At 41.5% G+C, this 25,479-nt stretch carries 21 protein-coding genes and 1 pseudogene; 11 read left to right on the top strand and 11 right to left on the bottom strand.

Translation table 11 applies throughout. From position 1 onward, the window contains the following. The first annotated feature begins 13 nt into the window (after nt 1-13). Complete coding sequence (locus tag O9295_RS10680; protein WP_288032913.1) at nt 14-1,357, top strand: cytochrome c biogenesis protein; 1,344 nt, start codon at nt 14-16, stop codon at nt 1,355-1,357. 264 nt (nt 1,358-1,621) lie between these two features. Continuing rightward, nucleotides 1,622-2,479: a DNA-formamidopyrimidine glycosylase gene (locus O9295_RS10675; protein ID WP_287972982.1), complete on the top strand. Its 858-nt coding sequence runs from the start codon at nt 1,622-1,624 to the stop codon at nt 2,477-2,479. On the opposite strand, the gene O9295_RS10670 is transcribed toward O9295_RS10675, so the two are convergent. Further along, nucleotides 2,480-3,310 (bottom strand): tetratricopeptide repeat protein, encoded by an 831-nt coding sequence (locus O9295_RS10670; RefSeq protein WP_147068749.1) that lies wholly within the window; start codon nt 3,308-3,310, stop codon nt 2,480-2,482. Nucleotides 3,311-3,584: 274 nt separating this feature from the next. Here O9295_RS10670 and patR point away from each other — a divergent pair, with 274 nt between their 5' ends. Beyond that, entirely contained in the window at nt 3,585-4,433 is an 849-nt protein-coding gene (gene patR, locus O9295_RS10665; RefSeq protein WP_288032912.1) for a heterocyst master regulator PatR, read from the top strand. Between the two features lie 37 nt (nt 4,434-4,470). Here the strand turns inward: patR and O9295_RS10660 are convergent, their stop codons facing one another. Further along, nucleotides 4,471-4,974: a hypothetical protein gene (locus O9295_RS10660; protein ID WP_190722618.1), complete on the bottom strand. Its 504-nt coding sequence runs from the start codon at nt 4,972-4,974 to the stop codon at nt 4,471-4,473. Nucleotides 4,975-5,012: 38 nt separating this feature from the next. Between O9295_RS10660 and O9295_RS10655 the strand changes: the two genes are divergently transcribed. Beyond that, the gene (locus tag O9295_RS10655; protein WP_288032911.1) at nt 5,013-5,936 is read left to right on the top strand and encodes a lysylphosphatidylglycerol synthase domain-containing protein; all 924 of its coding nucleotides are present in this window, start codon (nt 5,013-5,015) and stop codon (nt 5,934-5,936) included. A 65-nt stretch (nt 5,937-6,001) separates the two neighbouring features. On the opposite strand, the gene O9295_RS10650 is transcribed toward O9295_RS10655, so the two are convergent. Continuing rightward, entirely contained in the window at nt 6,002-6,238 is a 237-nt protein-coding gene (locus O9295_RS10650) for a hypothetical protein (protein ID WP_002738997.1), read from the bottom strand. Nucleotides 6,239-6,355: 117 nt separating this feature from the next. After that, a complete protein-coding gene (locus O9295_RS10645) occupies nt 6,356-6,712 on the bottom strand; it encodes a hypothetical protein (RefSeq protein WP_288032910.1) in 357 nt (118 codons plus the stop codon). A gap of 114 nt (nt 6,713-6,826) precedes the next feature. On the opposite strand from O9295_RS10645, the gene O9295_RS10640 reads away from it, so the two are divergent. Then, nucleotides 6,827-10,153 carry an AAA-like domain-containing protein gene (locus O9295_RS10640; RefSeq protein WP_288032909.1) on the top strand — a complete coding sequence of 1,109 codons (3,327 nt, stop codon included), beginning with the start codon at nt 6,827-6,829 and terminating at the stop codon, nt 10,151-10,153. Between the two features lie 309 nt (nt 10,154-10,462). Here O9295_RS10640 and O9295_RS10635 read toward each other — a convergent pair whose 3' ends face one another. From O9295_RS10635 to O9295_RS10620, 4 genes are all read right to left on the bottom strand, one after another. After that, nucleotides 10,463-10,930 carry a M15 family metallopeptidase gene (locus O9295_RS10635; protein ID WP_288032908.1) on the bottom strand — a complete coding sequence of 156 codons (468 nt, stop codon included), beginning with the start codon at nt 10,928-10,930 and terminating at the stop codon, nt 10,463-10,465. Nucleotides 10,931-11,114: 184 nt separating this feature from the next. After that, nucleotides 11,115-11,438: a hypothetical protein gene (locus O9295_RS10630; protein WP_288032907.1), complete on the bottom strand. Its 324-nt coding sequence runs from the start codon at nt 11,436-11,438 to the stop codon at nt 11,115-11,117. A gap of 45 nt (nt 11,439-11,483) precedes the next feature. Then, nucleotides 11,484-13,409, bottom strand: a complete 1,926-nt coding sequence (locus O9295_RS10625; protein ID WP_288032905.1) for an SH3 domain-containing protein — start codon at nt 13,407-13,409, stop codon at nt 11,484-11,486. A gap of 96 nt (nt 13,410-13,505) precedes the next feature. Beyond that, a complete protein-coding gene (locus tag O9295_RS10620) occupies nt 13,506-14,786 on the bottom strand; it encodes an NACHT domain-containing protein (RefSeq protein ID WP_261779253.1) in 1,281 nt (426 codons plus the stop codon). 318 nt (nt 14,787-15,104) lie between these two features. On the opposite strand from O9295_RS10620, the gene O9295_RS27360 reads away from it, so the two are divergent. Then, nucleotides 15,105-15,296, top strand: a complete 192-nt coding sequence (locus O9295_RS27360; RefSeq protein WP_103111750.1) for a transposase — start codon at nt 15,105-15,107, stop codon at nt 15,294-15,296. 200 nt (nt 15,297-15,496) lie between these two features. Here the strand turns inward: O9295_RS27360 and O9295_RS10615 are convergent, their stop codons facing one another. Further along, a complete protein-coding gene (locus O9295_RS10615) occupies nt 15,497-16,411 on the bottom strand; it encodes a Ycf66 family protein (protein WP_288032904.1) in 915 nt (304 codons plus the stop codon). A 165-nt stretch (nt 16,412-16,576) separates the two neighbouring features. On the opposite strand from O9295_RS10615, the pseudogene O9295_RS10610 reads away from it, so the two are divergent. Beyond that, a pseudogene (locus tag O9295_RS10610) lies at nt 16,577-16,774 on the top strand (WD40 repeat domain-containing protein). Nucleotides 16,775-16,918: 144 nt separating this feature from the next. Here the strand turns inward: O9295_RS10610 and O9295_RS10605 are convergent. Next, nucleotides 16,919-17,869: an SGNH/GDSL hydrolase family protein gene (locus tag O9295_RS10605; protein WP_190722644.1), complete on the bottom strand. Its 951-nt coding sequence runs from the start codon at nt 17,867-17,869 to the stop codon at nt 16,919-16,921. 266 nt (nt 17,870-18,135) lie between these two features. Here O9295_RS10605 and holA point away from each other — a divergent pair, with 266 nt between their 5' ends. Both holA and O9295_RS10595 read left to right on the top strand, forming a co-directional pair. Continuing rightward, nucleotides 18,136-19,119 carry a DNA polymerase III subunit delta gene (gene holA, locus O9295_RS10600; RefSeq protein WP_288032903.1) on the top strand — a complete coding sequence of 328 codons (984 nt, stop codon included), beginning with the start codon at nt 18,136-18,138 and terminating at the stop codon, nt 19,117-19,119. Between the two features lie 70 nt (nt 19,120-19,189). After that, the gene (locus O9295_RS10595) at nt 19,190-20,854 is read left to right on the top strand and encodes a CHAT domain-containing protein (protein WP_147068739.1); all 1,665 of its coding nucleotides are present in this window, start codon (nt 19,190-19,192) and stop codon (nt 20,852-20,854) included. Nucleotides 20,855-21,071: 217 nt separating this feature from the next. Here O9295_RS10595 and corA read toward each other — a convergent pair whose 3' ends face one another. Next, nucleotides 21,072-22,229, bottom strand: a complete 1,158-nt coding sequence (gene corA / locus O9295_RS10590) for a magnesium/cobalt transporter CorA (protein ID WP_079208025.1) — start codon at nt 22,227-22,229, stop codon at nt 21,072-21,074. Between the two features lie 191 nt (nt 22,230-22,420). Here corA and pdxA point away from each other — a divergent pair, with 191 nt between their 5' ends. Beyond that, nucleotides 22,421-23,449 (top strand): 4-hydroxythreonine-4-phosphate dehydrogenase PdxA, encoded by a 1,029-nt coding sequence (pdxA, locus tag O9295_RS10585; protein ID WP_288032902.1) that lies wholly within the window; start codon nt 22,421-22,423, stop codon nt 23,447-23,449. A 24-nt stretch (nt 23,450-23,473) separates the two neighbouring features. Continuing rightward, on the top strand, nt 23,474-24,838 hold the full coding sequence (locus O9295_RS10580) for an NAD-dependent succinate-semialdehyde dehydrogenase (protein ID WP_079208020.1): 1,365 nt from the start codon (nt 23,474-23,476) through the stop codon (nt 24,836-24,838). Nucleotides 24,839-25,479: the final 641 nt, after the last annotated feature.

Genomic DNA, 25,479 nt, shown 5'->3' with positions numbered 1-25,479 from the left:
AAAACTTTTAACTATGACTATATCGGAAACTTCCTCAAATTTAAAGAATAGACCGCCTCAATGGGGACGGAAATTTATCCAGACTATTGCCGATCTACGATTGGCAATTATTCTTTTACTTTTAATCGCTATTTTTAGCATTTCTGGGACAGTAATCGAACAGGGTCAATCTCTATCTTTCTACCAAGTTAATTATCCTGAGAAACCCGCTTTATTTGGCTTTCTGACTTGGAAAGTTTTATTACTATTGGGATTAAATCATGTTTATAGCACTTGGTGGTATCTATCATTATTAATTCTCTTCGGTTCCAGTTTAACCGCTTGCACCTTCCGACGACAATTACCCGCTTTAAAGGCGGCCAGAAACTGGCAATTTTATCAACAATCTCGCCAATTTCAAAAACTAGCTTTAAGTGCTGAATTAGAAACCGGTTCCCTAGAATCTCTCACCCCCTTGTTAGAAAAAAAAGGCTACAAAGTTTTTCTAGAAAATAACAGTCTTTATGCTCGTAAAGGTCTGATTGGTAAAATCGGTCCGATTATCGTTCATGCAGCCATGTTAATTATTTTAGCAGGAGCGATCTGGGGAGCGTTAACGGGGTTTTTCGCTCAAGAAATGGTAGCTAGTGGCGATAGTTTTCAGGTTAAAAATATTATTGAAGCTGGACCCTTATCTAAAAATTCTCTCCCTAAGGATTGGGGGATTAAAGTTAATCGTTTTTGGATTGATTATAGTCCTAAAGGTGATATAGAACAATTTTATTCTGATTTGTCGGTGATCGATAATCAAGGACAGGAGATCGATCGCAAAACTATTCAAGTTAACCAACCTTTGCACCATAAAGGGGTGACTTTTTATCAAACCAGTTGGGGGATTGCTGGGGTAAAAGTACAGGTGAATAATAGTCCGATCCTACAGCTACCGATGGCTAGTTTAGACACCAAAGGTAATGGACAAATCTGGGGAACTTGGATTCCGACTAAAACCGATCTTAGTGAGGGAGTTTCTCTTTTAACCAGAGATTTACAAGGTACGGTAGTTGTCTACGATGCTAAGGGAGATTTAACCTCTGCTGTACGAGAAGGAATGACGATTCCTATCAATGGAGTTAATCTAAAAATAGTCGAATTAGTGGGAAGTACAGGTTTACAAATTAAGGCAGATCCGGGAGTCCCGATCGTCTATTTAGGTTTTGGTTTATTGATGATGGGAGTGGTAATGAGTTACTTTTCCCATTCCCAAATTTGGGCTTTACAATCGGGTGATCGCTTTTATATTGGTGGTAAAACTAATCGCGCTCAAGTCAGTTTTGAACGGGAAATAATTGATACCATTGAAAGGCTAAAGTTAAAGTAAGCTGTCCGCTCCGCACATTTAAATTGCTGGTTAAGATCAGGCAAGAGGCACTCTTGCAATAGGCAACCCCCCCCGACGTCGGGGGGGGCAAGGGGGGGGGGAGATTCAGCTAATCTAAGGATAGGCGGTTAAAATACCTCTTAGCTTAGAATCGACGTTAATTTAGTGTCGTTTCTCGATCAAAAGTTCTGTTTATCTACTGACTCCTGACTCCTGACTCCTAACTCCACCAACAAACTTTTTCAGTAAACCCCAATTACTTATATGCCAGAATTGCCAGAAGTAGAAACGGTGCGTCGCGGGTTAAATCAAGTTACCCAGGGCAAAAAAATTATCGGTGGGGAGGTATTATTACAGCGTACCCTAGCCTATCCTAATTGCGAGGCAACTTTTCTGCAAGGAATTGCTCAGACCACGATTACCAATTGGCAGCGCCGAGGCAAATATCTCCTCGCCAATTTAGATAATGGTAGCAGTATCGGGGTTCATCTGCGTATGACCGGACAATTGCTCTGGGTAAAAGATACCACTCCCCTGCCGATTCATACGCGCTTACGCTTCTTTTTTGCCAATCAGCAAGAATTGCGCTTTGTCGATACCCGCACTTTCGGGAAAATTTGGTGGATTGCCGCCGATAAAACCCCAGAAACTGTGATTACCGGTCTCAAAAAACTGGGACTAGAACCCTTTGATCGCAATTTTACCCCCGATTACCTCTATAGTCACTGTCAAAAAAGTCGTCGTCCGATTAAAACTTTTCTCCTCGATCAAAATGTAGTCGCAGGAATTGGCAATATCTACGCAGATGAAGTTCTTTTTAAAAGTGGCATCCATCCCCAAACTGCCGCTAATCTCTTGAAAATTGAGCAAATAGACTTATTGACAAAAAACATTATTTCTGTATTGGAAACAGCGATCGCTGAAGGCGGAACCAGTTTTAGCGATTTTCTCCACGTTACGGGAGTTAATGGCAATTATGGGGCGATGGCCTGGGTTTACGGTCGTAATGGCGAAAATTGTCGCCTTTGCGGTGCAACTATTGCCAGAATTAAATTAAGTGGGCGCTCGGCTCATTTTTGTCCCCAGTGTCAAGTCTCAAGGGGAGAAGGGAGAAAAAGCTGATCACTGATTAGGGGCTGTGGCTTCAATTTTGTTATTTTCGTCGGCTAGGGTCTGAATCTCCTGTCTGTAAGCAAAAGGAGCGCGACTGAGAGCATCTTGAAAGAGGGGTTGAGCCTCTTGATTTTTGCCCTGTTCTTTCAGTACGATCGCCGCTGCCAAAATCGGTCGGAAATCGTTAACATCCATCTGTTGAGCTTGTTTATAGGCGTTTAAAGCTTCCGGATAATTTTGCTGCTCGAAATAGATTTTGCCTAAAAGTAACTGAACGGAAACGATATCGATTAAACTAGCAGGATTATTGGGATCGGCAGCAGCTTTTAAAGCGCGATCGAGCGTGTCTTTGACCAGACTAATCGCCTCGATCGAGCGGTTTTGGCTAAGAAATAAATTAGTTAATCCGGTCAAGGCCCGCAGCTCTTGGGGATGGGAGGCTAAAAGAGCGCGATAACTGGCTGTGGCTCCTGCATAGTCCTCTATTTGCTGTTTCGCTTCCGCCAAAAGTAGCAGATAATCGGATTGTTGGGGGTTAAGTTGCGCTAATTTTTCTAAAGGTTCGATCGCTTGCCTTAAATCGCCCTGCTGTAAGCGAGTATCTAATAATCCCCGCAAAGCCGTCTGATTATCGGGTTCGCGCTCTAAAACCATCTGATAACCCAGTGCTTGACTGGCTAATTCCTCTTGTTTGACTGCGGACAGATGACTCTGGCCCGAGGAGTGCTGACTTTTGAGAATAGAAGTCAATAGCGGCATGATCGAGAAGGACAACAAGGCAAATAACATGAGGACGAGACCGATGGACAGCCAACGACGGTGAGAGAGAGAGGCTTTCATAGACTGGGGTACGAGGGGACAGAGAGGAAAATGTTATGGAAATCTGGAGATTTGATGAGGGGATCGATCGAATTGGCCGCTCTTTATTAAGTACAATGGGCAAACGGTCAAGACTCAAAAGGGTTTTGACTGGGTTGACAGTCAAAAGATCATGGTTCTTAATATATTAGATGCCAGTAGAGTCGCCCTAGAGGGTTATTGTAACCCCCCAGATCGCGCTTTTGACTTGCTTGATTACTAATTTACTATGTGTCTCCGCCGCTAGGAGTGTGATATGAATCGTCCTGGGAATCGGTTTACCGAATCACCGAAAACCCCCCCGACCCCTGAAGTGGAAATTCAGGAAGTCCCCCTTGAATCCCCCCATACCGAGGCTGATTTAGCCGTAGAGTCAGCCACCCCCGAAGAAGTCAAACGTCAACAACCGATCCCCCCTCCCAGTCATCTGCGGCAGTATCGGGCGATCGGTCTCGTCTATGGCCATTATCAGCGATCGGAGGAACAATTAACTAAAGGCAATATTTTAACTGCCGATGGTACTCTGATCGATTCTGTGATTCTCGGTCGGGTGATCAGTTTGGTTAAAAATCATCTCGATCTGGAAAAACCCCATCTTTGGGTGGTTTATCCGCGCACCCGTCAGGAAAATGATGCCCTTCATGTTCAGATTGTCGGTGTTTGGGAACCAGAAACCCTGAAAAAGGAGGATGATCAGGAGATAGAGCCTCTCCTCGCTTCTACCCCGGGTTATTTCTCGATTCGAGGCGAAGTCATCTTTACCGAACGGGAAAATCAAGCGGTAGTGGTCAAAATCCGACAAATGCCCAAAACTGAAGCGGACAAACCCAAGTTTTTTAAACTAAAATTGCGCGGCACTTTACCTGGTAAACCGATCAGTCGTTTTTGGGATTTTCAGGTACAACTGAAAGGGGATGCCTTAACCATTTTGGAAGGTTTAGACCTCGGTTTTGCCAGCAAGAAAAAACCGATGGGTAAGGGAGGTTTTAAAAAGCCTTTTGATAAAAATCGTCATCCCTCGGGGGAAGGAGAAAAACGACCTTTTACCCCCGGACAATCCCCTATCCCTCGGCCTTCCCGACCAAAACCCGTATCGGAAAACTAATTTTTTTCTAAGGATGGGTGAGAAACCCATCCCTAGTCTAGGATTTGGTTTTGGGAGCTATTTGATACTTAGTATTGGGAATATAAGCGCGAATGTTATAACTATAATCTGTTCCCAAAATCTCGGCGATAAAAACCGCTAACTGAGTGCCTAAAATCGCTTCATCGGCAGAACTAAAAGATTTATAATCTTCTATTAACCATTCTTGACCACCATTAACTAAAGTACATCTAAATGTACCAAGAGATTCGGCAATTTCTGTATGTTCTGTATAGTTTCTCGTTCTTACTTCCCCCCTACTATCTGCCCTCAAACACAATTGATTAAGTTCTGCATAAAATTTGGCAGGAATTTTGTCTAAATCACCCCCTTTAGTCACCCAATGCACAAAAAGATGAAAAGACCAAGGAAGATTGAGGTAGAGTAGATAAAATAAACCCAGAATAATTGTTAAATATAAGGAGGAAGTCAGGAACTTATCATATTTCCTTTTTCGGGATCGATTTAAACGTTTAGCTAAATCTAACTTTGATTTTTTCATAAATTTTAATGAGTCAAAAGTAATTCGTAAAAAGTAAGATGTATAAAAAAATCCGGCGTTTTGCTCCGATTATCCTGTCCTTGAGTTTATTTATTCTAGCGGTCTGGGCAATTAGTCAAGAATTTAAACACTACACTTTTGCCCAACTCTTGGCTAGTTTGGATCATATTACCACAAGTCGTCAGCTAGAAGCTATTTTTTGGATGGCTTTGGGTTATTTGTCGATGACGGGTTATGATCGCCTAGGTTTTTATTATATCAAGCATCCCTTAGCTTTAGGCACTATTATCCGCACTGCTTTTATCAGTTATGCTCTTGGTAATACCATTGGTTTGACCTTATTTTCTGGGACAGCAATCCGTTATCGTTTCTATACTCCTGCGGGGGTGGGGGTGGTGGATATTGCCAAAGTTATCACTTTTACCCATTTAAGCTTTTGGTTAGGAATGTTAGGGATTGGTGGTTTAAGTTTCCTCCTCGATCCCCAACGGATTCCTCAACTTTTAAAATTACCTTTTTTAACTACTAAACCTTTAGGAATAATTTTTTTATTGCTGGTTACGGGATATTTTTTCTTGACTCTCACCTATAAAAAACCAATAAGAATCGGCCAAGAAAATATCTATTTACCCTCTTGGACTCTTTCCCTAGCTTTGATTTTGCTGACTTTTATTGATTGGATATTAGCCGCTAGAGTTCTCTATCTTCTTCTCCCGGGCAGCTACAATACTTCGTTTTTAGGATTTTTCGGTCTCTATGTATTTGCCATGACGGCAGGGGTATTAAGCAATGTGCCGGGGGGAATAGGTGTTTTTGAGTTTATCATGCTGAGATTACGCCCCGAATATGTATCTAATGCCGAGCTTTTCGGTTCTTTAATCGCCTATCGAGCTATTTATTATTTCCTGCCTTTAATTGTCGCTTTTGTCTGGTTGTTGGGTTACGAGGCGCGCAGAAAATAAGGTCTTCAAATTAGCTTAAACGGACAAAAAAAGTCCCCATGCAGTCATAGCTGGGGAGCATCAATCTAGTAGGCTAAAGTTTCTAAAGTTTCCCGTAGATAGGAACAAATGCGAGCATCAGCATCGTCTCTATTTTTACCTGATTCTAGTTGTTCTTGCTGCCAACGCCGAAAACCGGAACTAGCGGCGATGGCTTGTTTTAAATGCTCCCAAGTGTGATGATCTTTGTGAAGTGGGGTGTCAGAAAATGTGGTAGAGTTGCCCATCTTTACCTCTGGTGGTAGGGTTGCACCTTTTAACATAACTTAAAAATCGCTGAAAATTCTGATAACTGGGACACAATTAGGCAGAAAAAGGTGTTGCCTAGCGGGAAAGCTGCGGGGATGCCAACACCTTTTTTGAGGAAATATAGCAGATTTTTAGGAGATTTTGCTGGTTTCTGCCGCTTCTTCCGCCTCCACTGCCGCGTTTAAAGCGACGGGGGGAATGGGGATAGGAAATACCGACGGCAGGTTAGCGGTGGCATCTTCGGGAGGCTGCCCAGGGTGAAAACGACGGTAGCTTAAAACACCAGCTACGGTGATTGCTCCTGTAGCGGCGGCAACCCCTAAAATAAGTTTGTTAGGATTGACATGGAAGGTGGTATTGCTGCCAAAAATGCCTTTAGCTTTAGCGAAAGCACAAGCGGAGGCACTGCCAGCATCAAGAGTACCTAAAACAATACCACTGACGAGGGTGGCACTAACGGCGATGGAGGTGAAAAAAGTTTTCTTCATAATTGCCTTGGGGATAGGTTGTCAATAGCGATTATCCTTGCATTATAGATATCTCCATCACAATTGTCTATTTTATTTCCGTTGGTGACATTGGGATAATTTTGTTTAAGGATAATGAATTATCAATATCGTGTTGGGGGTAGTCTTGCCTATAACCATCCTACCTATATCGAGAGAAATGCCGATCGAGAACTGTTAACGGCGTTGAAAAATGGTCAATTTTGCTACGTTTTTAACTGTCGTCAGATGGGTAAATCCAGTTTAAGGGTACGAGTGACTCATATTTTACAGCAATTGGGCATGGATTGCGCGTCCGTAGATATAACCAGTCTTGGCAGTAATGATAATTTATCCCAATGGTATAACGGGGTGATTACCCGTTTGTTTTTAGGATTTAATCTGACGGGAAAAATTAATCTTAAATCCTGGTTGCGCGAGCGAGAGGATTTACCTCCCGTGCAGCGTTTGGGACAATTTATCGAGGAAGTTTTATTAGTTTATTGTCGGGGAGAGAAAATATATATTTTTATCGACGAGATCGATAAAATTCTCAGTTTACAGTTTTCTCTAGATGACTTTTTTTCCCTGATTCGTTATTGTTATAACCAAAGAGCGGAAAATGCCCAGTATGAAAGAATTACTTTCGCTTTATTCGGTGTTGCTACCCCAGCAGATTTAATTCGCGAAAAGACCCAAACATCTTTTAATATCGGCCAAGCGATCGAATTAACAGGATTTAATCTGACCGAAATTGCTCCTTTAGCCGCAGGATTATCTAGTCAAAGTAATTATCAACCCGACTGCTTAGAAAAAATTATTTTTTGGACGGGAGGACAGCCATTTTTAACCCAGAAAATCTGTCAGCTATTGCTGGAAAGTAATTTAGATATTGAGACGCTGATCAAAGAAAGAATTATTAATAATTGGGAATCTCAAGATGAACCAGTGCATCTGCGAACTATTGCCGATCGCTTGTTAAGAAATCAAGACAAAGCCGGTCGTTTGTTAGGCATCTATCAACAAATTTTAGAAAAAGGGGCAATCCTGTGCGATGATAGTCCAGAACAAGGGGAATTAAGGTTATCGGGGTTAGTAGTAAAAAAGGATAATCAATTAGTAGTTTATAATCCTATTTATCGAGAAATATTTAATCTCAATTGGGTAGAAAAACAATTAGAGCAATTGCGTCCCTACTCAGAAGCAATCGCCGCTTGGCAACAGTCTAATTATACCGATGAATCGCGGCTTTTACGCGGAAAAGCTTTAAATAATGCTCTCGATTGGTCTCAGGGAAAAAGCTTAAGTAATCTTGATTATCAGTTTTTAACTGCCAGTCAAAATCTCGATAAAAGAGAGGCAGAAATTAGCCTAGAAACCCAGAGGCAAGCTAATAAAATTCTAGCAATTGCTCACCAAAAAGCTACCAAAAGAATTCAAATTGGCTCGGTAATTTTAATTGCTTCTCTTTTGGGTTCTCTCTTAGCTTTTGTCCAGGTAAAACAAGCGTGGCAGCAAGTAGAAACCGCTAAATTAGGTATTAAATTACAGCGCAATGGTGACAGTTATTGGCAGCAATTTCAATTTGAACAACTAGAATCTTTAATTGCGGCTATGCAAGCAGTAAATAGTTTAAAAAATATCGTTACCGATGACCAAACCCTGGGTAAATATCCTGCTACCAGTCCAATTATTACCCTGCAACAAATTTTAGATCGCATTCAAGAAAAAAACCAACTGCAAGGACACCGGGGAACTATTTATAGTGTTAGTATTAGTCCTGATCGTCAAAAAATTGCCACTGCTTCTCAGGATGGGACGGTAAAAATTTGGAATCAAAAAGGTGAGAATATTCAAACTTTGACAGGTCATCAAGGAGCAGTTTATAGTGTTAGTTTTAGTCCCGATGGTCAAAAAATCGCCACTGCTTCCGAAGATAAAACCGCCAAAATTTGGAACTTGCAAGGACAAAATTTAGTCACCTATCCTGACCATCAAGAATCAGTTTATAGTGTTAGTTTTAGTCCCGATGGTCAAAAAATTGTCACCACTTCCAGGGATAAAACCGCTAGATTATGGAATTTATCAGGTGAAACTTTACAGGTATTTAAGGGACATAAAAGATCGATAGATGCAGCTAGTTTTAGTCCCGATGGTCAAAAAATTGCCACCGCTTCCCGGGATGGTACGATTAAAATCTGGGATTTATCAGGTAAAATTATCTTGAGTTTAGGTCAAGAAAATATTGAGGCTTTTTATAGTGTTAATTTTAGTCCCGACGGTCAAAAAATTGCCGGAGCAGCGGCAGATAAAACTGCTAAAATTTGGGATTTACAGGGAAATTTAATAGCTACTTTCCGGGGACATCAAGATTTTGTCAACAGTGTGAATTTTAGTCCTGATGGCAAGTTTATAATTACTGCATCTAGTGACGGTAGTGCTAAAATTTGGGGAATGCAAGGGGAAGAAATAACTACTCTCAGAGGACATCAAGAATCAGTTTTTACTGCTGTATTTAGTCAAGATGGAAAACAGGTGGTAACTGGATCGAGTGATGAAACTGCTAAAATTTGGCAACTGAACAATTTAAATCAAGCTCAGGCCGATAATATCAGTGTTAGCATTAATTCCCAGGGCAGTATTATCGCTATTGCTAACAAAGATGGTCAAATTACTTTACTCGATTCCCAGGGAAAAAAAATTAGAGAATTTGCCACAAAAATGCGCTCAATCTATAGTATAGCTTTTCATCCCGATAGTAATCAGATAGCGATTACAGGAAGAAATGGAAAAGTACAAATCTGGAGTCAAAAAGGAACAATGCTTCAAGAATTTACTGCTAGTCAAGTACCGATTTATAGTCTTGCTTTTAATGGAGAGGGAACAGCAATAATCACGGGAACAAGCGAGGGAAAAATTCAATACTGGCATTTAAGCAATCATCGGCCTCAATTAATTAATTCCTGGACAGCCGATGATAATATTATCTATGATTTGGTGTTTTCTCCCGATCATCAAAAAATTGCTACTGCTACTCGGGGAAAGATTAAAATTTGGGATTTACAGGGCAATCTTTTCGAGGAGATTAAAACTGATTCTTTTCCCGTTTATGGAGTTAGTTTTAGTCCCGATGGTGAAAAAATCGCCGCTATTTCAAGGGATGGTACAGCTAGACGCTGGGACAGGGACGGAAATTTGCGCTCGGAGTTTAAAATAGAAGAAGATATCGTCTATGGGATCACTTTTAGTCCTGATAGCCAAGAGATTGTGATTATTGCTAGGGATGGTCAAAAGCATCGATGGCCTTTAGAAACAGAATATAATTATTTACAAAAATTGCTCGATCGAGGTTGTCTTTGGTTAGAAGATTATCTCGGGAATCGTCCCGAAAAACGAGAAGCTCTATCCCTGTGTACTAGGAAAATAAAACCATTCACATTTTAAACTTGGTTTGACTGGGTGGGGGGTGAAGGTTAAATTAATTAGTTAATTTCTTGATCTCTTCGGTTTGTCTTATGCAACGGACAGGGTTATAAGGGATGAAACCCTTATAGAAACAGACATTACTGCGATTTTTGTCAATTGTTTGCAATCTGGAGCGAACTAATCAATTAAATCTCTTGCCAGATCAGGATTTAGTCGATTTATGCCTCCATATAGAATCATACCAAGTAACGAAGAACCCAACATTTTTGGTTTTAACGCTAGAATTTTATCTAATGACCTTTTGTCAACGAGAGAGTCCGGGTATAATCATTGTCTTTGTGTCTTTGCTACTCTAAAAATTTCTTGAGCTGTTGCTGAACCGACAAAACGCCAGTGCCAAGGTTCATAACTAACACCTTGGAAATTGTTTTTCGGAAATGATAGTTCAAAGCCATATTGAGCAGCGTGAACTTCTAGCCAGCGATAGGCTTCAGTAGAGTCGAATGTCAATTTGAGGATAGTATTAGGACTTTTACCGTCACCAACATCGAGAGCATAGCCTGTATGATGTTCGCTGAAACCTGGAGGCGCACTCAGTTTAGAGGCTGCTTTCTTGCTTCCTTGGCGTTGAATTTGTCGCTCAAACAGCTTTTTTTGATCGGCAACTGAGCGAAAGCCAGAAACAGGAACGATCTCAATTCCCTCTTGTTGAGCGGCTAATTGCATCTGTTTAAACATCTCTGCCGCTTCTCGATTTAGATATGCTTTACGTTCGTAGAAAATACCAATTTCCACTAAATCATTAGCATTTTCTTCGTATTTTATATGAAAAGGAATTTCAGTTTGGTTAGGAAGTGAAAGTACAGTGTAATTCTTGGGAGGGGGAGCATCTCACCTTTGTAACCCCTAAATCAGGTTTTTATGTCAAGCTATTTTGAAAGCCTTGCTAGAAAACAGTTTTAGGGATAAGTATAATTACTCACTTGCATAAATGAGATGCTCCCTTGGGAGGTGGCGAAGATAGTGAATAGATATCATCAGCACCAGTAACCATGGGCGAAGGAACTGGCAAAGCTTTGGATGTATTTGCCAAAGGATAAGGTCGCTGTAAGGGAGGCGTTAGAGTATTTTTAGGGATAGAAGCAGGAGAAATTAGAGAAGTAGAAGAAACTGAAGGCGAGGTAGAAACTATCGCAGTGGTTGGCGGTTCAGCAGGCTGTTTAAACCCTAAATAAATCGATACACCCATTACAACAATTATAGGAATAATAAAATATTGAAAAGCTGAAATAAAAGATTTCATATTAGTTGTAGTAATTGTGTGCAGTTACTTATTGTCACACTAGAGCTAGTCAGAACTAATTAATTGATCAGCAGCAATCCAGCCTGTCTTACCGGACTGAGGATGATAGACTTTGTACCACTGATAACCATTTTTATCATAGCTACTACCCAAAATTTGCACACGATCGCCTGTACGGACAGTTCCTACCACCCTATTAGCAGTTCCAGCACCAGAGAGCATATTTTTCGTTCCTGGAGTGCCACTAATTGTAGCATTAGTTCCGCTGGACAAAGTTTTTTCCCACCACGGTATTACTATTACTTTCGTCCTCCGTATTGCTTTCAATTTCGTTATTTCTTCTGGCTCCTTCGGCATTGTTGGCTGCATTGAAATACTGGTAGGATCATTTAAATCATCTAGTTTTTCTAATTCAGCAATTAAATCATCTAGTTTTTCTAATTCAGCAAGTCTGGCTTTTTTTTCTTTAAGTTGTGTTTGTACTTGGGACAGTTGGAACAGATTAATAGTAACACTTATTGTTAGTAAAAATACAGATAATAAAGCTAATGTTAATCGGTTTTTATTCCACCAAATTCTATATTTTTTTCCTCGCGTTAGCTCATATCCTTCATAAGCGCGTGTGGGATCAACTTTATATGCTCTGTTATATTTTTCTAATGCTTGTTGATAGTTTTTAGTGTCAAGATAATCTTCAGCCAATTTAAATAAAGCCGTAAAATGATTAGGATTCAGTTTTGCAATTTGTTCATAAATATCGGAACTAGATAAATTACGATTCTCAGCTATATCTTCGGCCAATTCAAAAAGTCTGCAAGCATCTAAATCAACTTTTTCTAAATCCCAGATAGCCTGTCTTAAAGGATAGCGTTTAACCAACCAATAACGAACTAGCTTAACTTTAATTTTGTAGTGAAATTCTGAATTTTCTACTCTCTCTAAAAATTCCCATTGAACTAAATTTTCTGGAGCTTTATTTAAAGCTTCTGTTATGATAACTCCATATTCTCTGAGCAATTTTAAAGGTTCTTCTGTCACTGAATTATTTTTCTTCTCAGCCATTTTCTCCGCTTGCGCTACTGCTGAAAAAACAACTCTTTCAGGAATCGGTAATCCATCTCGAAACCAAGCTAGTCCTCCTTCAGCAGTTTCAATTGCATCATCGACAATTTTAGTAACATCATCACAGGTAATTTCTGACTTATCCTCTTCTTCAGCTTGTAAAAAAAGAGCATTACATATCACTTGAGTAAAATAAGGATGACCTGAACTCAATTCTAAAATTGCATCGATAGCCTGAGAATCATAGTTTAAATAATGTGCAGCAGGTTTAGTAATTAATGCTTTAGCATCTGATTTTTCTAATAAGCCAATTTCTTGATTGACAGCTTGTCTAAATAAGCTTTTTAAGTTGGTTAAATCTTCTACTCTTCTCCCTATTACTGGAATGATAAATAAATTATTGTATTGACCGATAAGAGTTTCCAGATAAGGAAAAAAAGATTCAACTGGGGAATCAGGTGTTTGATCATTTAAAACATCAAATTCGTCTAATAACCAAACCATTTTTCGTTTCTGCTCTTTTAAGACCTCAATTACTTGAGGTAAAAACTCATCAGAGAAAACCGTTTTATAATTCAAGGACAAAGATTCTGATTGAGGAATATTCAACTTATCAGCAATAGTTGAAGCAAGATTTTGTAAGATACTGTCAAGTGGTAGTCGCGTTTTATCATGCAAATCAAAATAGATAAACACGAACTCACCTAGTCCCACAAAATTAGGAATTTGCATGAGTACAGAAGATTTACCAATACGTCTTTGACCATGCAGCAAAACAACTTGTGTATTTTGTTTGAGATTATCTTCAATAAATCTAAAAAGTTTCCGTCGGCCAAAAAATGACTCTCGGTCATAAATGGGACGACCGACAATATAGGGATTTATGTGCCTTGTTTGTGTTGTCATCATGATAAGGAGTCGTGCAAAATTAATTTCCTAGTGAAGATAGGCAAGAGGCAAGAGACAAGAGGCAAGAGGTGGTTAGATATGTGTAATTAATTTTGCTTAGGTACTTAATAACCCCCCTAATTGCTCAATGATAGATGCTATCTTATCTTTATTTTGCCATAGCCAACGAATAGCAGTATTAACTCTTGTCGTCTGTTGGCGGCTCATTAAATTAAGGAATCCTCTTTGTCGTTTTTTCAACTCCTCTTCCTGGCTATTCTCGATTTGCTTAATCACCCACCACTCCATTATAGATGAGCAGAAAGAATAAGTAGTATTTTCTTCTCCCTCTACCTTCTTTAAGATACCTCGCTCAACCAAATTATTTAATTCTATTTCTTTTTGACTGAAAATCGCTTCAATTCCACCGAGAGCGTATCGATTCCTCCCTAATTTGCCTTCTAATTGGGATAAAGCCAGTAACATTAACAAATTTTGCTCTGTTTCAGTGGACAGTTGCCAAATAGCTTGAAATAAGTGTAAAGTGTTTGTTTGAAATTCTTGAATAAATTTTTTCTCATTAAGGTTATTTCCCGAAACCAATTCTTCATATAATAAGAAACAAGCATTTTGCAGTAAAGCTGGATTACCATCAGCAATTTTACGGATAGCTTGTTTCCAACCCAATAGACTCTCACTTCTATCGAGTAAAAGGTTTACTTCCTGATTAGTAAAAGGCTTAAGATTTTCAAATAAATAACCATTATACCAAGGTGATTTATCAGGTGTAAGTTCTGGACCAATTTGACTCAACCGACGAGATGAAGTCACAACTATCGAGATATTTTGCTCCTCGGATTGAGCCAGGGTACGACACTGACTGACGAAGGTATCTATATCAGCTTTCGTATATTGAGAATTGGGACGTAAGGTTACATCGTAATTATCGATAAGTAAAACTAAAAATTTACCCTGTTCTTTAAGTAAACGCAAGATAATAAGCAAATCATTAACTGTGGCTTCTGGTTTTTCTGAAAGAGTATCAATACTGGTTTTTAAGAAAGAAAAATTATTCTTAATTGTTACTAAAATATTGCGCCAAAAATCAGAAATCTTAAAAGGTTCCAGGCTTTGACAGTCAATGAATACAACAACTGCTTGGTTATAATCTTGTCCGCATTGTTCCCAGATAATAGGATATGTTAGCAGTTTTAAAAAAGATGATTTGCCCATACCCGGACCACCCCAAACCGCTAGAGAACTACGGCTTCTAATCTGATGCAATGCTCTCCTGATTAATGTCTTTCTTCCAATGAAATTTTCAGGAGTAACTCGTTGACCAATAGTGAAAGGATTTGAAGGCATGATCATTTTTTTAGACCCGATTGGAAAAATCAAGGAAGAATGCTTACCCAGTTTGATATTGAGGCTTTAATCTCCCAACCACCAAATCTATTATAGAACCCATTTGGTATCTTTTATAATGTAGATGCTAGGCTGAAAAGGTGAAGCGAAAACCTTGTCCATTATAGGTTTCAGGGAAGAGAGTCTGTAGCCTGTTTAACGGCAATACTTTGGTCTGAACCCCGTCAGTGAATGCGCCACCGTCTAGTCGTCCCCGAAAATCAATAGAGGAGTAAGCTAAAATGTACTCAAGTAGTATGACGAATGAAGAGTAGTCTATCGCAGAACCGCTATTGCCAAAGAAGAAATTGACTGGCCCCCCCGAAAGGGACAAAACGACAGATTTTAGATGGGATTTTCTATCAACTCAAAAATGGCTGTAATTGGCGGGAATTCCCGAAAGATTTCTCTCCCTACTCCACCATGTTCTGGCATTATAAACAGTGGAAAAGTCAGGGAATCATGGTTCTTCGGTTTGTGTTATGCAATGGACGGGGGTTATAAGGGATGGAACCCTTATTTATATAGAAAGACATTTGGCAATTTTTGTCAATTGTTTTCGATCTAGAACGAACTAATCAATTAAGTCTCTTGCCAGATAAGGATTTAGTCGATTTATGCCCCCCTATCAAACCATACCAAGTAACGAAGAACCATTTCTTGGGTAATTATTGCCTAACCCACCCGCTCAATAATCTTAACTTTTAATCCGATGAGGGGGGATTTTCTGCGCTTGGCGATCGAGTTTCTGGGGGAGTATCTTCTCCGATAGTTTTTTCTGGGGGCAAATCTTCCTCTGGGGGGGAATTTTCTTCCCTTTGTGATCGAGTTTCTGGGGGAGTATCTTCTCCGATAGTTTCTTCTGGGGGCAAATCTTCCTCGGTAACTTCAATAATCACCGTTTCGCTAACGGCAATAGTTTCGACTTCAACAGTTGCGACAGGTTCAGTCGGGGGAATTTCTTGGGCATTTTCGGAAGGGTTGATCTCTTCCGTTGCCAAATCAAAATCATCGAAATCATCGAAATCATCGAAAGTTTCATCATCATCAATAATTTCTGCGGCTTTTTCCCCAATTTCTGTCACTGATTCTGTAATAGTTTCCCCGATAGCCGCCGCTTTTTCTATAACGGGGTCCACCGTTTCTTGAGCTTTTTCCTCAATTTCTGTCACTGATTCTGTAATAGTTTCCCCGATAGCCGCCGCTTTTTCTATAACGGGGTCCACCGTTTCTTTAACCGTTTCTTTAACTTTTGCCGCTACTTTCTCAGCTTTAGCTTTAGTTTTAGGGGATTGAGAGGGAGTAACTTTCCCCAGACGATTGCCTAACCAACCGACAATAGTAAATAATTTAACCGGTTTGTCGGGATAAAAAAGTGCTTGTCTGAGTTTGAGAGTTTGCCAAGCGAAAGCAATAAATAATATGGCTGCGGCAGCTTGTCCGAGGAGGATAGCGCCTGTAATCCTTCCCGCGCACAACCAGAGGACAAGGGCATAGAATAATCCTACCGCACTCCAGAGAAAATCATCTTGACGGTGGCGATCGGGGGCGATAAAAGCGGTGGTGAGGAGGTAGAGACTACTCAATCCCACAACGACCGCTAGGATATAGGGCAACATTTGCGATTCTCCTTTGACATTTCCTTTTTTATTGTGCGTTATTTGGGGTCGATCGAGTCTATTTTTTGATTAATTTGGGAAATTATCGAGTCATATCGTCTTTAACTGTGTTGATGAATAGCCAGCGTCAATATTAGAAAATTCTGGGTTTATCCTCTGCTGCTGGTGCTGATCAGATTAAACAAGCTTTCGGAGCAAACAATTAAGTTTTGAGATTTAACAAGCAAAGAGGAATTAGGAACCCTTGATCAACCCACAGACAAACTGCTATCTTTAGTAATTAGTGCCGATGAGAAATATTTGATTATTGTTAGGGCTGACAAAACTATAAAAATCTGGCAGAATAAAGCGTTTCTCCCCTAGATGAGCTGCGTTTTTGCGACTGAAATCCTTACTTCGGCAAAGTTTTATTTATACTTCACCTTGACGAGAAACGCTGGCAGTAGGATAAAATAGTAAAATTAAGACAATTGTTCCGAGGATTCTGCCTAATTTATTTAATCCTAACTAACGTTTTTTAATTAAACTCAATCCCGCAGCAATTAAGCCTAAACCCAATAATCCCCAAGTGCTACTAGGTTCGGGAATTCCTAAGGCTTTCAGTGCCAATTGACCGATTAATTGATGACTGCGGGTGGTGGGATGAATATTATCCCAAAAAAGGTATTCATTCGGATTAGGACAAACTTGGATAGGTTGCACGGGAATTCCGTCTTGAATGGTACTTAAACAAGCTTGATCAACATTAGTAAATTCGTACTCAATGGGACGATTGCGAGCATCGGCAAACAGGGAAAAAATGTCAAGGGAAGTAATTTCAATACTGGGGATATTTTGCGATAAACTACTCAAAGTGAAGGCCAGTAAGCCGTTATGAGATTGGGTGATTAGACTAAGATTGCTGGAGTTAGGAGTTGATAAGGTGGCGGGTAATTGCCCTAAATCCGGTAAATTGGGAATGAGAAAATTTCTAGCACCAGCATTGTAAAGATCAATAATATAATCGCCGATATTGTCAACGGAATCACTCACATTGATTGGCTGATTACCAAGATAATCATTCGCACCACCAAAGACAATATACAAAGCATCAGAGTCCACGGCTGGATTTGTCAACAAGAAACCGCCTACTTGTTGTTCAATGCCGGGCAAGCCGGGATCTACTGTGTTAGCATTGCCGGTAGTGGCACCAGCGATAGCAAAATTTGTCTGTAGAGTGGGGGTGAGTCCTAGGGATGTTTGCAGATATTCTACCCAAACTATACCATTAGAAAATCTTTGGTCGTAGGGAGGCTGGGGGGCAATTCCTCCAGAGGCAATAAAAAATCGCCCAGCATCGGAGAGACTATCCCCAAAAACAAATGCCTGGCTAAAGGCATTCGCTGCGGTGGGGACGCAAAAGGAAAGAATGACAAAACCTGTAACAGACAGAGATTTTTTCAGATGGTTATTGAACATAAAATAGATGGGATTCTACCCTAGATCAATTAGCGTGTTCTGCACAAATTAACATATTTTGGCTCAAAAAGCTTTTTTTGTAAGATATTTTTAACAAATCCGCTCAAGGGTTTTTAAAGTTAAGAATTTAACTTTTGCTATGATTGACTTAAACCCGACAGCTAGTTGATAGCAGAACAGTAGCTGGGGGTCTAGAGATGAGGCCAAATCCCGTCACACTTCCTCTTGATGAGCAACGTTGTCTTAAATTATCAAAATCGAAACTTATGCCGACAATATTTTATTGGGGAGAAGATGAATTTGCTATTAACCAAGCGGTGAAAAATCTGCAAGCAAAACTTCTTGATCCCAATTGGATACAGTTTAATTATGATAAAATCAACGGCGATCGCAATGAGGCAATTATCGAGGCCCTCAATCAAGCGATGACTCCAGTTTTCGGCATGGGAAATCGTTTAGTTTGGTTAGCTGATACGGTTATTTGTCAACAATGTTCCGAGGATATTTTCCAGGAATTACAGCGCACTTTGCCCAATTTACCCGAAAATTCCTATCTGTTATTAACCAGTGCCAAAAAACCCGACTCCCGCTTAAAATCGAGCAAGTTTATCCAAAATCAGGCGGAGGTTAAAGAATTTGAACTAATTCCGCCTTGGAAAGTCGAGGAAATTGCCCAAAGAGTTAGGGAAATTGCCAAAGAAGTGGGAGTAAAATTAACTCCCGATGCGATCGAACTCTTAGCGGAAGCGGTGGGAAATAACAGCCGCTTGCTGTGGATGGAGTTAGAAAAACTGCGTTTATTTAAAAATAATTCGGCGGGAACTATTGACAAAAAGGACATTTTAAGCTTAGTCAACGCCAGCAATCAAAGCAGCTTACAGTTAGCCAGTGCTATTTTAAAACGGGAGACAGGCAAGGCCCTCGAATTAGTCAATGAATTATTAAATCGCAACGAGAACCCCCTAGGTATCACCGCCACCCTAGTGGGTCAATTTCGCACTTGGGCAATAGTGAAATTAAAAATTGAAGAAGGAGAAAAAGACGACAAAAATATCGCCGCCGCCGCCGAAATTGCCAATCCCAAGCGACTGTATTTCATTCGCAAAGAGATACAATCCTTTTCTTCTAAGCAACTTCTGGCCACCTTGCCCATACTTCTTGACTTAGAATATCGTCTCAAGCGGGGTGCAGAACCTTTGGCAACTTTGCAAACCAAAATTATCGAACTTTGTTGTTTATTGGTGACTTAATACTCTTCCTTGCTTTTCAGAAATCCTCTAGAATAAGATTCTATAGACTTCAAACTTCTCAATAACCACAATGACCGATGATGCCATCCCTAGTCTAAATTTAGCCATCGCTAGTTTAGCGACAAGTAATCATTTCGCCCGTTGGGTGACGAAAGCACCCCTACCCGGGGGATATGTGCATCATGACTGTGAATGGACCGAGAGTCTAACCACGGAATGGATGGCATGGCAGGAAATGTTCTGTCTGCAAAAAATGCCGACCTTGCCGATGTTAGAGCAATTAGAAGCAAATTCTCGACCTAAACTGACTCTTTCGGGAGAAGGCGGCAGTTATGGCGGTCAATTAATGCAGAAACTAGGTATTAGTCTCTGGCAATGGTTATTTCAAGCATCAATTAGTCAAAGTTTCGCCCAAAGTCAGGGAATCGCCCTCGGCAAAAATCAGCCCCTGCGAATTCGCTTGGAATGTCGCAATCCCCATTTAATTCTGCTGCCCTGGGAAATTATGCAGCAAGCAGGTAAACAGGCCATATCTCTGCATCCGAATATACTCTTTAGCCGCACCAGCAGCGATGTGGAACCACTGCCACCGATAAAATCGAGTAATAGTCTCAATATTCTCTTAGTTATCGGCGAAAAACAGATTAAAACCGCAGCTAGTTCCCGCAATCTCACCGCCATTAATACGGGTGGAGAAACTAATTCCGACCAGGCACTGGAATCCGAGGCCGCCAATCTCATCCGGGCCATCTCCCCCGGGGGCAGTAGTTCCCCCCCTCAGATTTCCTATTTGGGAGTGAAAGTCAAAGTCGATACCCTAATTCGACCCGAGGCCGAAGAACTGACCAGGGCCTTGGATACGGGTAAATATCAAGCTTTTTTCTACGCCGGTCACGGAATGGCCGCCCCCAATGGCGGTTCCCTATTTCTGCGGCCGGGGGAACAGCTAAATGGGACGGAGTTAGCCCAAGCTTTGGTGAGAAATCAAGTTATTTTAACGGTTTTTAATGCCTGTTGGGGTGCTTATCCCGCTAAATCGGGTCAGGAGATGATCCCCCGCAGCAGTCTGGCGGAAGTCTTGATTCACCACGGCGTTCCCGCAGTTTTGGCCATGCGAGATGCGATCGCAGATCGCGAGGCCTTGAGTTTTATCGAAGTTTTTACCCGCACCCTCTTCGGGTTCAAAGACAAAGAAGCGCAGATGTCCACGTTGTTTCCCGGTCCGAGAGTCCCTATTGATCAGGCCGTTCGTATCGCCAGGCAGCAATTATTAACCCTCTACAAGTACAATCAACCCGCTTGGACTTTGCCGATTCTCTATATGCACCCAGAATTCGACGGGCAATTGCTGCAAACCCTTGATGAGACTCAATCACCGACGGTTATGCCCAATGTCTCCAGAACCATGCCCGCCGCTTTCTTATACTATCTCGATCGTCCCGAAAGAAAATGGTCAATCCGTGGTGGTGGCATGAATATAGGACGGGACATGGAAAATGATCTACAGATTACTGAAAAATGGGTTAGTAAAAACCATTGTCGGATCATTTGCCGTAAAAAACCCGATGATTCAGACTATCAATACTTTCTCGAAGATTTCTCCCGTTTTGGTACTTTTATCTATCAAGATGGCCACTGGAAACAGGTACATAACCAAGAAGTTCCCCTAGAGTCCGGTTTACAGATTCGCTTCGGCAGTTACCAAGGCCAAATCCTCGCATTTGTGGTGGAATAATTAGGGTTGGCTGAAAAAGTTTGTCGTCGGGTGTGGGGAAGTGGGGTGTGGGGTGTGGGGTGTTGGGGTTTTGGGGTGTTGGGGTTTTGGGGTGTGGGGTGTGGGGTGTGGGGTGTGGGGTGTGGGGTGTGGGAAGAATAAATAAAAATAATCTCCTGTCTCCTGTCTCCTGACTCCTGCCTCCTGACTCCTGACTCCTGTCTCCTGGCTTCGTTAACTAACTTTTTGCTTCCTCTTTAAGGGAATAAATTGGTTTAAACCAACCTTTGCGCCAGAAGTAGAAAATCAAGCCTCCCGCTACGGCTAACATGACTAACCAGACCATGAAATAACTCCATTCTCCTTTTAATTCTGGCATATTCTCGAAGTTCATGCCATAGACACCAACGATAAAAGTTAAGGGAATAAAAATCGTCGAAATTACGGTTAAAAACTTCATAATTTCGTTTAATTTATTGCCCATAGTGGACATATAAACATCCATCAAACTCGCCGCTAATTCTCGATAAGCTTCGATAATTTCCAGAATTTGAATGACGTGGTCGTAGGAATCCCGAAAATAAATTTGTACCTCATCGCTGACTATACCATGATGGTCACGCATCAGTAAATGTAGGACATTTCGCATCGGCCAAATTAAGCGACGCAGTGCCAATAATTCCCGACGGACATCATAGATTTCCTGCATTGTATCTCGATCGGGATGACTAATAATCGCATCTTCCAACGCTTCAATCCGATCTTCGTAGTGTTCTACCACGGGAAAATAACCATCGATAATCGTATCTAATAATAAATAGGTTAAATAATCCGCCCCCGATTTCCGTACTCGTCCCTGGGAAGTGCGAATTCGATCTCTCACTATCTCAAAACAGTCCTGTAATTCCTCCTCTTGAAAACTTAAAAGATAGCGTTTTCCCAAGACAAAACTCACCTGTTCCGTATCAAAACCGCTTTCATCTTCTTTCAGTCGCACCATCTGAGAAATCACTAACAATTGATTGTTATAGTCCTCTAACTTCGGTCGCTGCGGCACATTAACCACATCTTCTAATAACAAAGGATGCAGATTAAAAATTTCTCCCACCTGTTTTAAAACCGTCTCACTACCTAACCCTTGAATATCCATCCAAGACACGGTATTTGTGCCAATATAGGGGGCGCAAGCATTGGGAGTAATATCCACCTTGCGAATGGCGTTATCTTCATCGTAGTCGATTAAAATAATCCGCGAGGGTTTGGCATCTGGTTCAATAATTAATGTCCCTGGTTCACTACCCGGTTCATCATAAAAATAATCGAAGTAGTCTTCTTCCTCGTCTCCATCGGTATCGGGACGATTGTTGACGAATATATCGGGTTGTAGTTGGGTCATAAGCTTACAACAATCTGGCTAATTTGGGCAATCAGAAAACAGAGAAGTTAAAAAATTTAATTTGCCTAAAGTTACTATCTATCGCCATGAGATTACAGTAAACTGAAGATTGTTTACTGATTTATTCCCTCCTGATGATTGTCAACGATCAGATTAATCGGGAGAATTAGCCATCTTGACGGCCAAAATTTATGGAATCCGCCTCTTTTATTCCCCGTCTAGTTATCCCCGTCGGTGATCCCGCCGGGATCGGCCCTGAAGTGGTGTTAAAAGCGATCGCCGATTCCCCCATCTCGTGCAGTTGTCAGATTACTCTAATCGGCACAAGAACGCTTCTCGAAAAAGCCTATCACGATCCCCATCTTCTCGATCGCTTTTCTCTGATCGATTTGCCCTACAATCAAGAAAAAATCGTTTGCGGGCGTGGGGATGCCCACAGTGGTGAAATCAGCTTTCTTTACCTGCAAGAAGCCATAAAACGCACCCTCAAGGGCGAATTTGATGGTATTGTCACCGGTCCGATTGCCAAATCCTGTTGGCAGTTGGCCGGTTATGATTTCCCCGGTCAAACGGAGGTTTTAGCTACCATGCCGGGAATTAACCGTTATGGGATGCTATTCGTCGCTAAATCCCCTCACACCGGCTATAACTTACGCACTCTCCTCGCCACTACCCACATCCCCCTGCGAGAAGTTCCCGATGCCCTTAACCCCGATCTGATGACCCGAAAACTAGATCTATTGATCGAGTCTTTAAAGCTAGATTTCGGCATCGATCGCCCAAAAATCGCCATATCCGGCCTTAATCCCCACAGTGGCGAAGCGGGAAAACTGGGAAGGGAAGAAAAGGACTGGTTACAGCCTTGGCTAGAGTCAATGGCGCAAAAATACCCGCAAACCCAATTAATCGGCCTTGTCCCCCCCGATACGCTTTGGGTGGAACCGGGGCGCGCTTGGTTTAGCGGTGCAGGGCAACCCGCCGACGCATATCTGGCATTATACCACGATCAAGGCCTAATTCCCGTCAAATTAATGGCTTTTGACTGTGCTGTTAATACTACCATCGGTTTGCCTTTTGTTCGCACCTCTCCAGACCACGGGACGGCTTTTGATATCGCCGGTCTTGGCATCGCTAGACCCCAGAGTATGCAAGCGGCGATCCAATTAGCGATCGAATTATGTCAGCAGCGGGACAGCCGGAGAACTAAACTAGAGATATAGCGCTCGATAGGAGACAATTGGGATATGGGTATCGCTTCAGTTAACCCTGCCACTGGAGAAATTCTCAAGACTTTTACCCCTCTAACCTCGGAGGAATTGGCGGCGAAATTGGCCCTAGCTGAGGCCACTTTTCAGCAGTATCGCCGGACCGCCATCAGTGAACGGGGACAGTGGTTACGGCAAGCGGCGGATATTTTGGAACGGGATCAGGTGGCATTGGCTAAAACCATGACTTTAGAAATGGGGAAACCGATCAAATCAGCGATCGCAGAAGTCCTCAAATGTGCCTTGGTTTGTCGTTTTTATGCCGATAATGCCGCCGGTTATCTAGAAGATGTGTTGATTGCCACCGATGCTAGTCGCAGTTTTGTCCGTTATCAACCGTTAGGGGTAATTTTAGCGGTTATGCCCTGGAATTTCCCTTTATGGCAAGTATTTCGCTTTGCTGCCCCCGCTTTAATGGCGGGAAATGTCGGCCTACTCAAACACGCTTCTAATGTCCCCCAATCAGCTTTAGCGGTGGAAAGAATTTTATTAGAAGCCGGTTTTCCCGAAGGTGCTTTTCAAACTCTTTTGATCGGGGCCGATCGCGTTAGTGATTTAATTAACGATGAACGGGTAAAAGCCGCCACTTTAACCGGTAGTGAACCGGCGGGGATGAGTTTAGCAGCCGCCGCGGGAAAACAGATCAAAAAAGTGGTTTTGGAGTTGGGAGGTAGTGATCCTTTTATCGTTTTAGATACTGCCGATATCGAGGCGGCAGCGGCTACGGCAGTGACGGCGCGATTGTTAAATAATGGTCAGACTTGTATCGCCGCTAAACGGTTTATTGTTATGGAAACTGTCGCCGCTCAATTTGAACAGTTATTAGTGGCCAAATTCCAAGCTTTAAGAGTGGGTGATCCCCTCGATGAAACTGTTGATATCGGTCCTTTGGCCACGGTATCGATCGTCTCGGAAATTGCCCATCAAGTCGAAAAAACCGTCGCTATGGGTGGTAAAGTCCTTGTGGGGGGTCAACGTTTAGAGGGAAAAGGTAACTTTTATCTACCAACGATTTTAACCGATATTCCTGTCGGTTCTCCGGGGGAAAAAGAGGAATTTTTTGGACCGGTGGCTTTACTATTTCGAGTCAAAAATATCGATGAAGCGATCGCTTTAGCTAATGATAGTCCCTTTGGTTTAGGTTCTAGTGCTTGGACGAATAACCCCGCAGAAATTGAGCGTTTAATTACCGAAATTGAGGCCGGTTGTGTGTTTATTAACGGTATGGTTAAATCCGATCCTCGCTTGCCCTTTGGGGGTATTAAACGTTCTGGTTTTGGACGGGAATTAAGTGTCGAAGGTATTCGCGAATTTGTCAACGTTAAAACTGTTTGGATTAAGTAAATCAGTAGGGTGGGTTAGCAACGCGTAACCCACCACCATAACCAAAATCACCCACCACAATTGTCGGTGCGTTACGCTATCGAAGAGCGCACCCTACGGATTAAAAATATGCCGCGCATTTTTGATCATATTGAGTCCCATTTATGGCCAATTTTACAGAAAAGGGGCTGATTTTTGTGTGGGTTATTTTAATTTGCGCGGTTGGCAGTAACCTTTACACCTTTAATACCTTTCACCTTGATGATGAGCTAAGGCCATTTGATAACAAGAAATGGGGGATACTCCTTTTAATCCTTGTCCTCAGTCATTTCTTCCCAAATAGCAACGACTATACTAATAGGTAAAAAAACAACAAGAAAGGGAATATAAATTAAAGTTATTAATAAATCAATCAAAAAAATTAGGTCTCGAATATTATATTTACAAAAACGAAATAAGCCATTTTCAAATTGATTCCACAATCGGTAAAGCCACCTCATACTAAATCCGTTGAGTATAGGCTACTTAGGGCTTGCTGAATAAATCTAAAAACCTTGTTGGATAAGACTTTTGGACTTTTTTCCCCTCAAAAAGTACCAGATATGGGAGTGATCAGGGGTAAATTCAGGGACTTTTTCCCTGAAAATTAGGTAATTGACCCC

It is taken from the genome of Microcystis sp. LE18-22.4A, from assembly GCF_027531105.1.
Classification (GTDB): domain Bacteria; phylum Cyanobacteriota; class Cyanobacteriia; order Cyanobacteriales; family Microcystaceae; genus Microcystis; species Microcystis aeruginosa.
The sequence above is the reverse complement of the archived record's forward strand: the minus strand, read 5'-3'. Positions and strand labels throughout refer to the sequence as shown.

Excerpts from the sequence above, each read along its gene's own strand:
- O9295_RS10680 (WP_288032913.1), top strand. The coding sequence starts at position 14 with ATGACTATATCGGAAACTTCCTCAAATTTAAAGAATAGACCGCCTCAA.
- O9295_RS10675 (WP_287972982.1), top strand. The coding sequence starts at position 1,622 with ATGCCAGAATTGCCAGAAGTAGAAACGGTGCGTCGCGGGTTAAATCAA.
- O9295_RS10670 (WP_147068749.1), bottom strand. The coding sequence starts at position 3,310 with ATGAAAGCCTCTCTCTCTCACCGTCGTTGGCTGTCCATCGGTCTCGTC.
- patR (WP_288032912.1), top strand. The coding sequence starts at position 3,585 with ATGAATCGTCCTGGGAATCGGTTTACCGAATCACCGAAAACCCCCCCG.
- O9295_RS10660 (WP_190722618.1), bottom strand. The coding sequence starts at position 4,974 with ATGAAAAAATCAAAGTTAGATTTAGCTAAACGTTTAAATCGATCCCGA.
- O9295_RS10655 (WP_288032911.1), top strand. The coding sequence starts at position 5,013 with ATGTATAAAAAAATCCGGCGTTTTGCTCCGATTATCCTGTCCTTGAGT.
- O9295_RS10650 (WP_002738997.1), bottom strand. The coding sequence starts at position 6,238 with ATGTTAAAAGGTGCAACCCTACCACCAGAGGTAAAGATGGGCAACTCT.
- O9295_RS10645 (WP_288032910.1), bottom strand. The coding sequence starts at position 6,712 with ATGAAGAAAACTTTTTTCACCTCCATCGCCGTTAGTGCCACCCTCGTC.
- O9295_RS10640 (WP_288032909.1), top strand. The coding sequence starts at position 6,827 with ATGAATTATCAATATCGTGTTGGGGGTAGTCTTGCCTATAACCATCCT.
- O9295_RS10630 (WP_288032907.1), bottom strand. The coding sequence starts at position 11,438 with ATGAAATCTTTTATTTCAGCTTTTCAATATTTTATTATTCCTATAATT.
- O9295_RS10625 (WP_288032905.1), bottom strand. The coding sequence starts at position 13,409 with ATGATGACAACACAAACAAGGCACATAAATCCCTATATTGTCGGTCGT.
- O9295_RS10615 (WP_288032904.1), bottom strand. The coding sequence starts at position 16,411 with ATGTTGCCCTATATCCTAGCGGTCGTTGTGGGATTGAGTAGTCTCTAC.
- O9295_RS10605 (WP_190722644.1), bottom strand. The coding sequence starts at position 17,869 with ATGTTCAATAACCATCTGAAAAAATCTCTGTCTGTTACAGGTTTTGTC.
- holA (WP_288032903.1), top strand. The coding sequence starts at position 18,136 with ATGCCGACAATATTTTATTGGGGAGAAGATGAATTTGCTATTAACCAA.
- O9295_RS10595 (WP_147068739.1), top strand. The coding sequence starts at position 19,190 with ATGACCGATGATGCCATCCCTAGTCTAAATTTAGCCATCGCTAGTTTA.
- corA (WP_079208025.1), bottom strand. The coding sequence starts at position 22,229 with ATGACCCAACTACAACCCGATATATTCGTCAACAATCGTCCCGATACC.
- pdxA (WP_288032902.1), top strand. The coding sequence starts at position 22,421 with ATGGAATCCGCCTCTTTTATTCCCCGTCTAGTTATCCCCGTCGGTGAT.
- O9295_RS10580 (WP_079208020.1), top strand. The coding sequence starts at position 23,474 with ATGGGTATCGCTTCAGTTAACCCTGCCACTGGAGAAATTCTCAAGACT.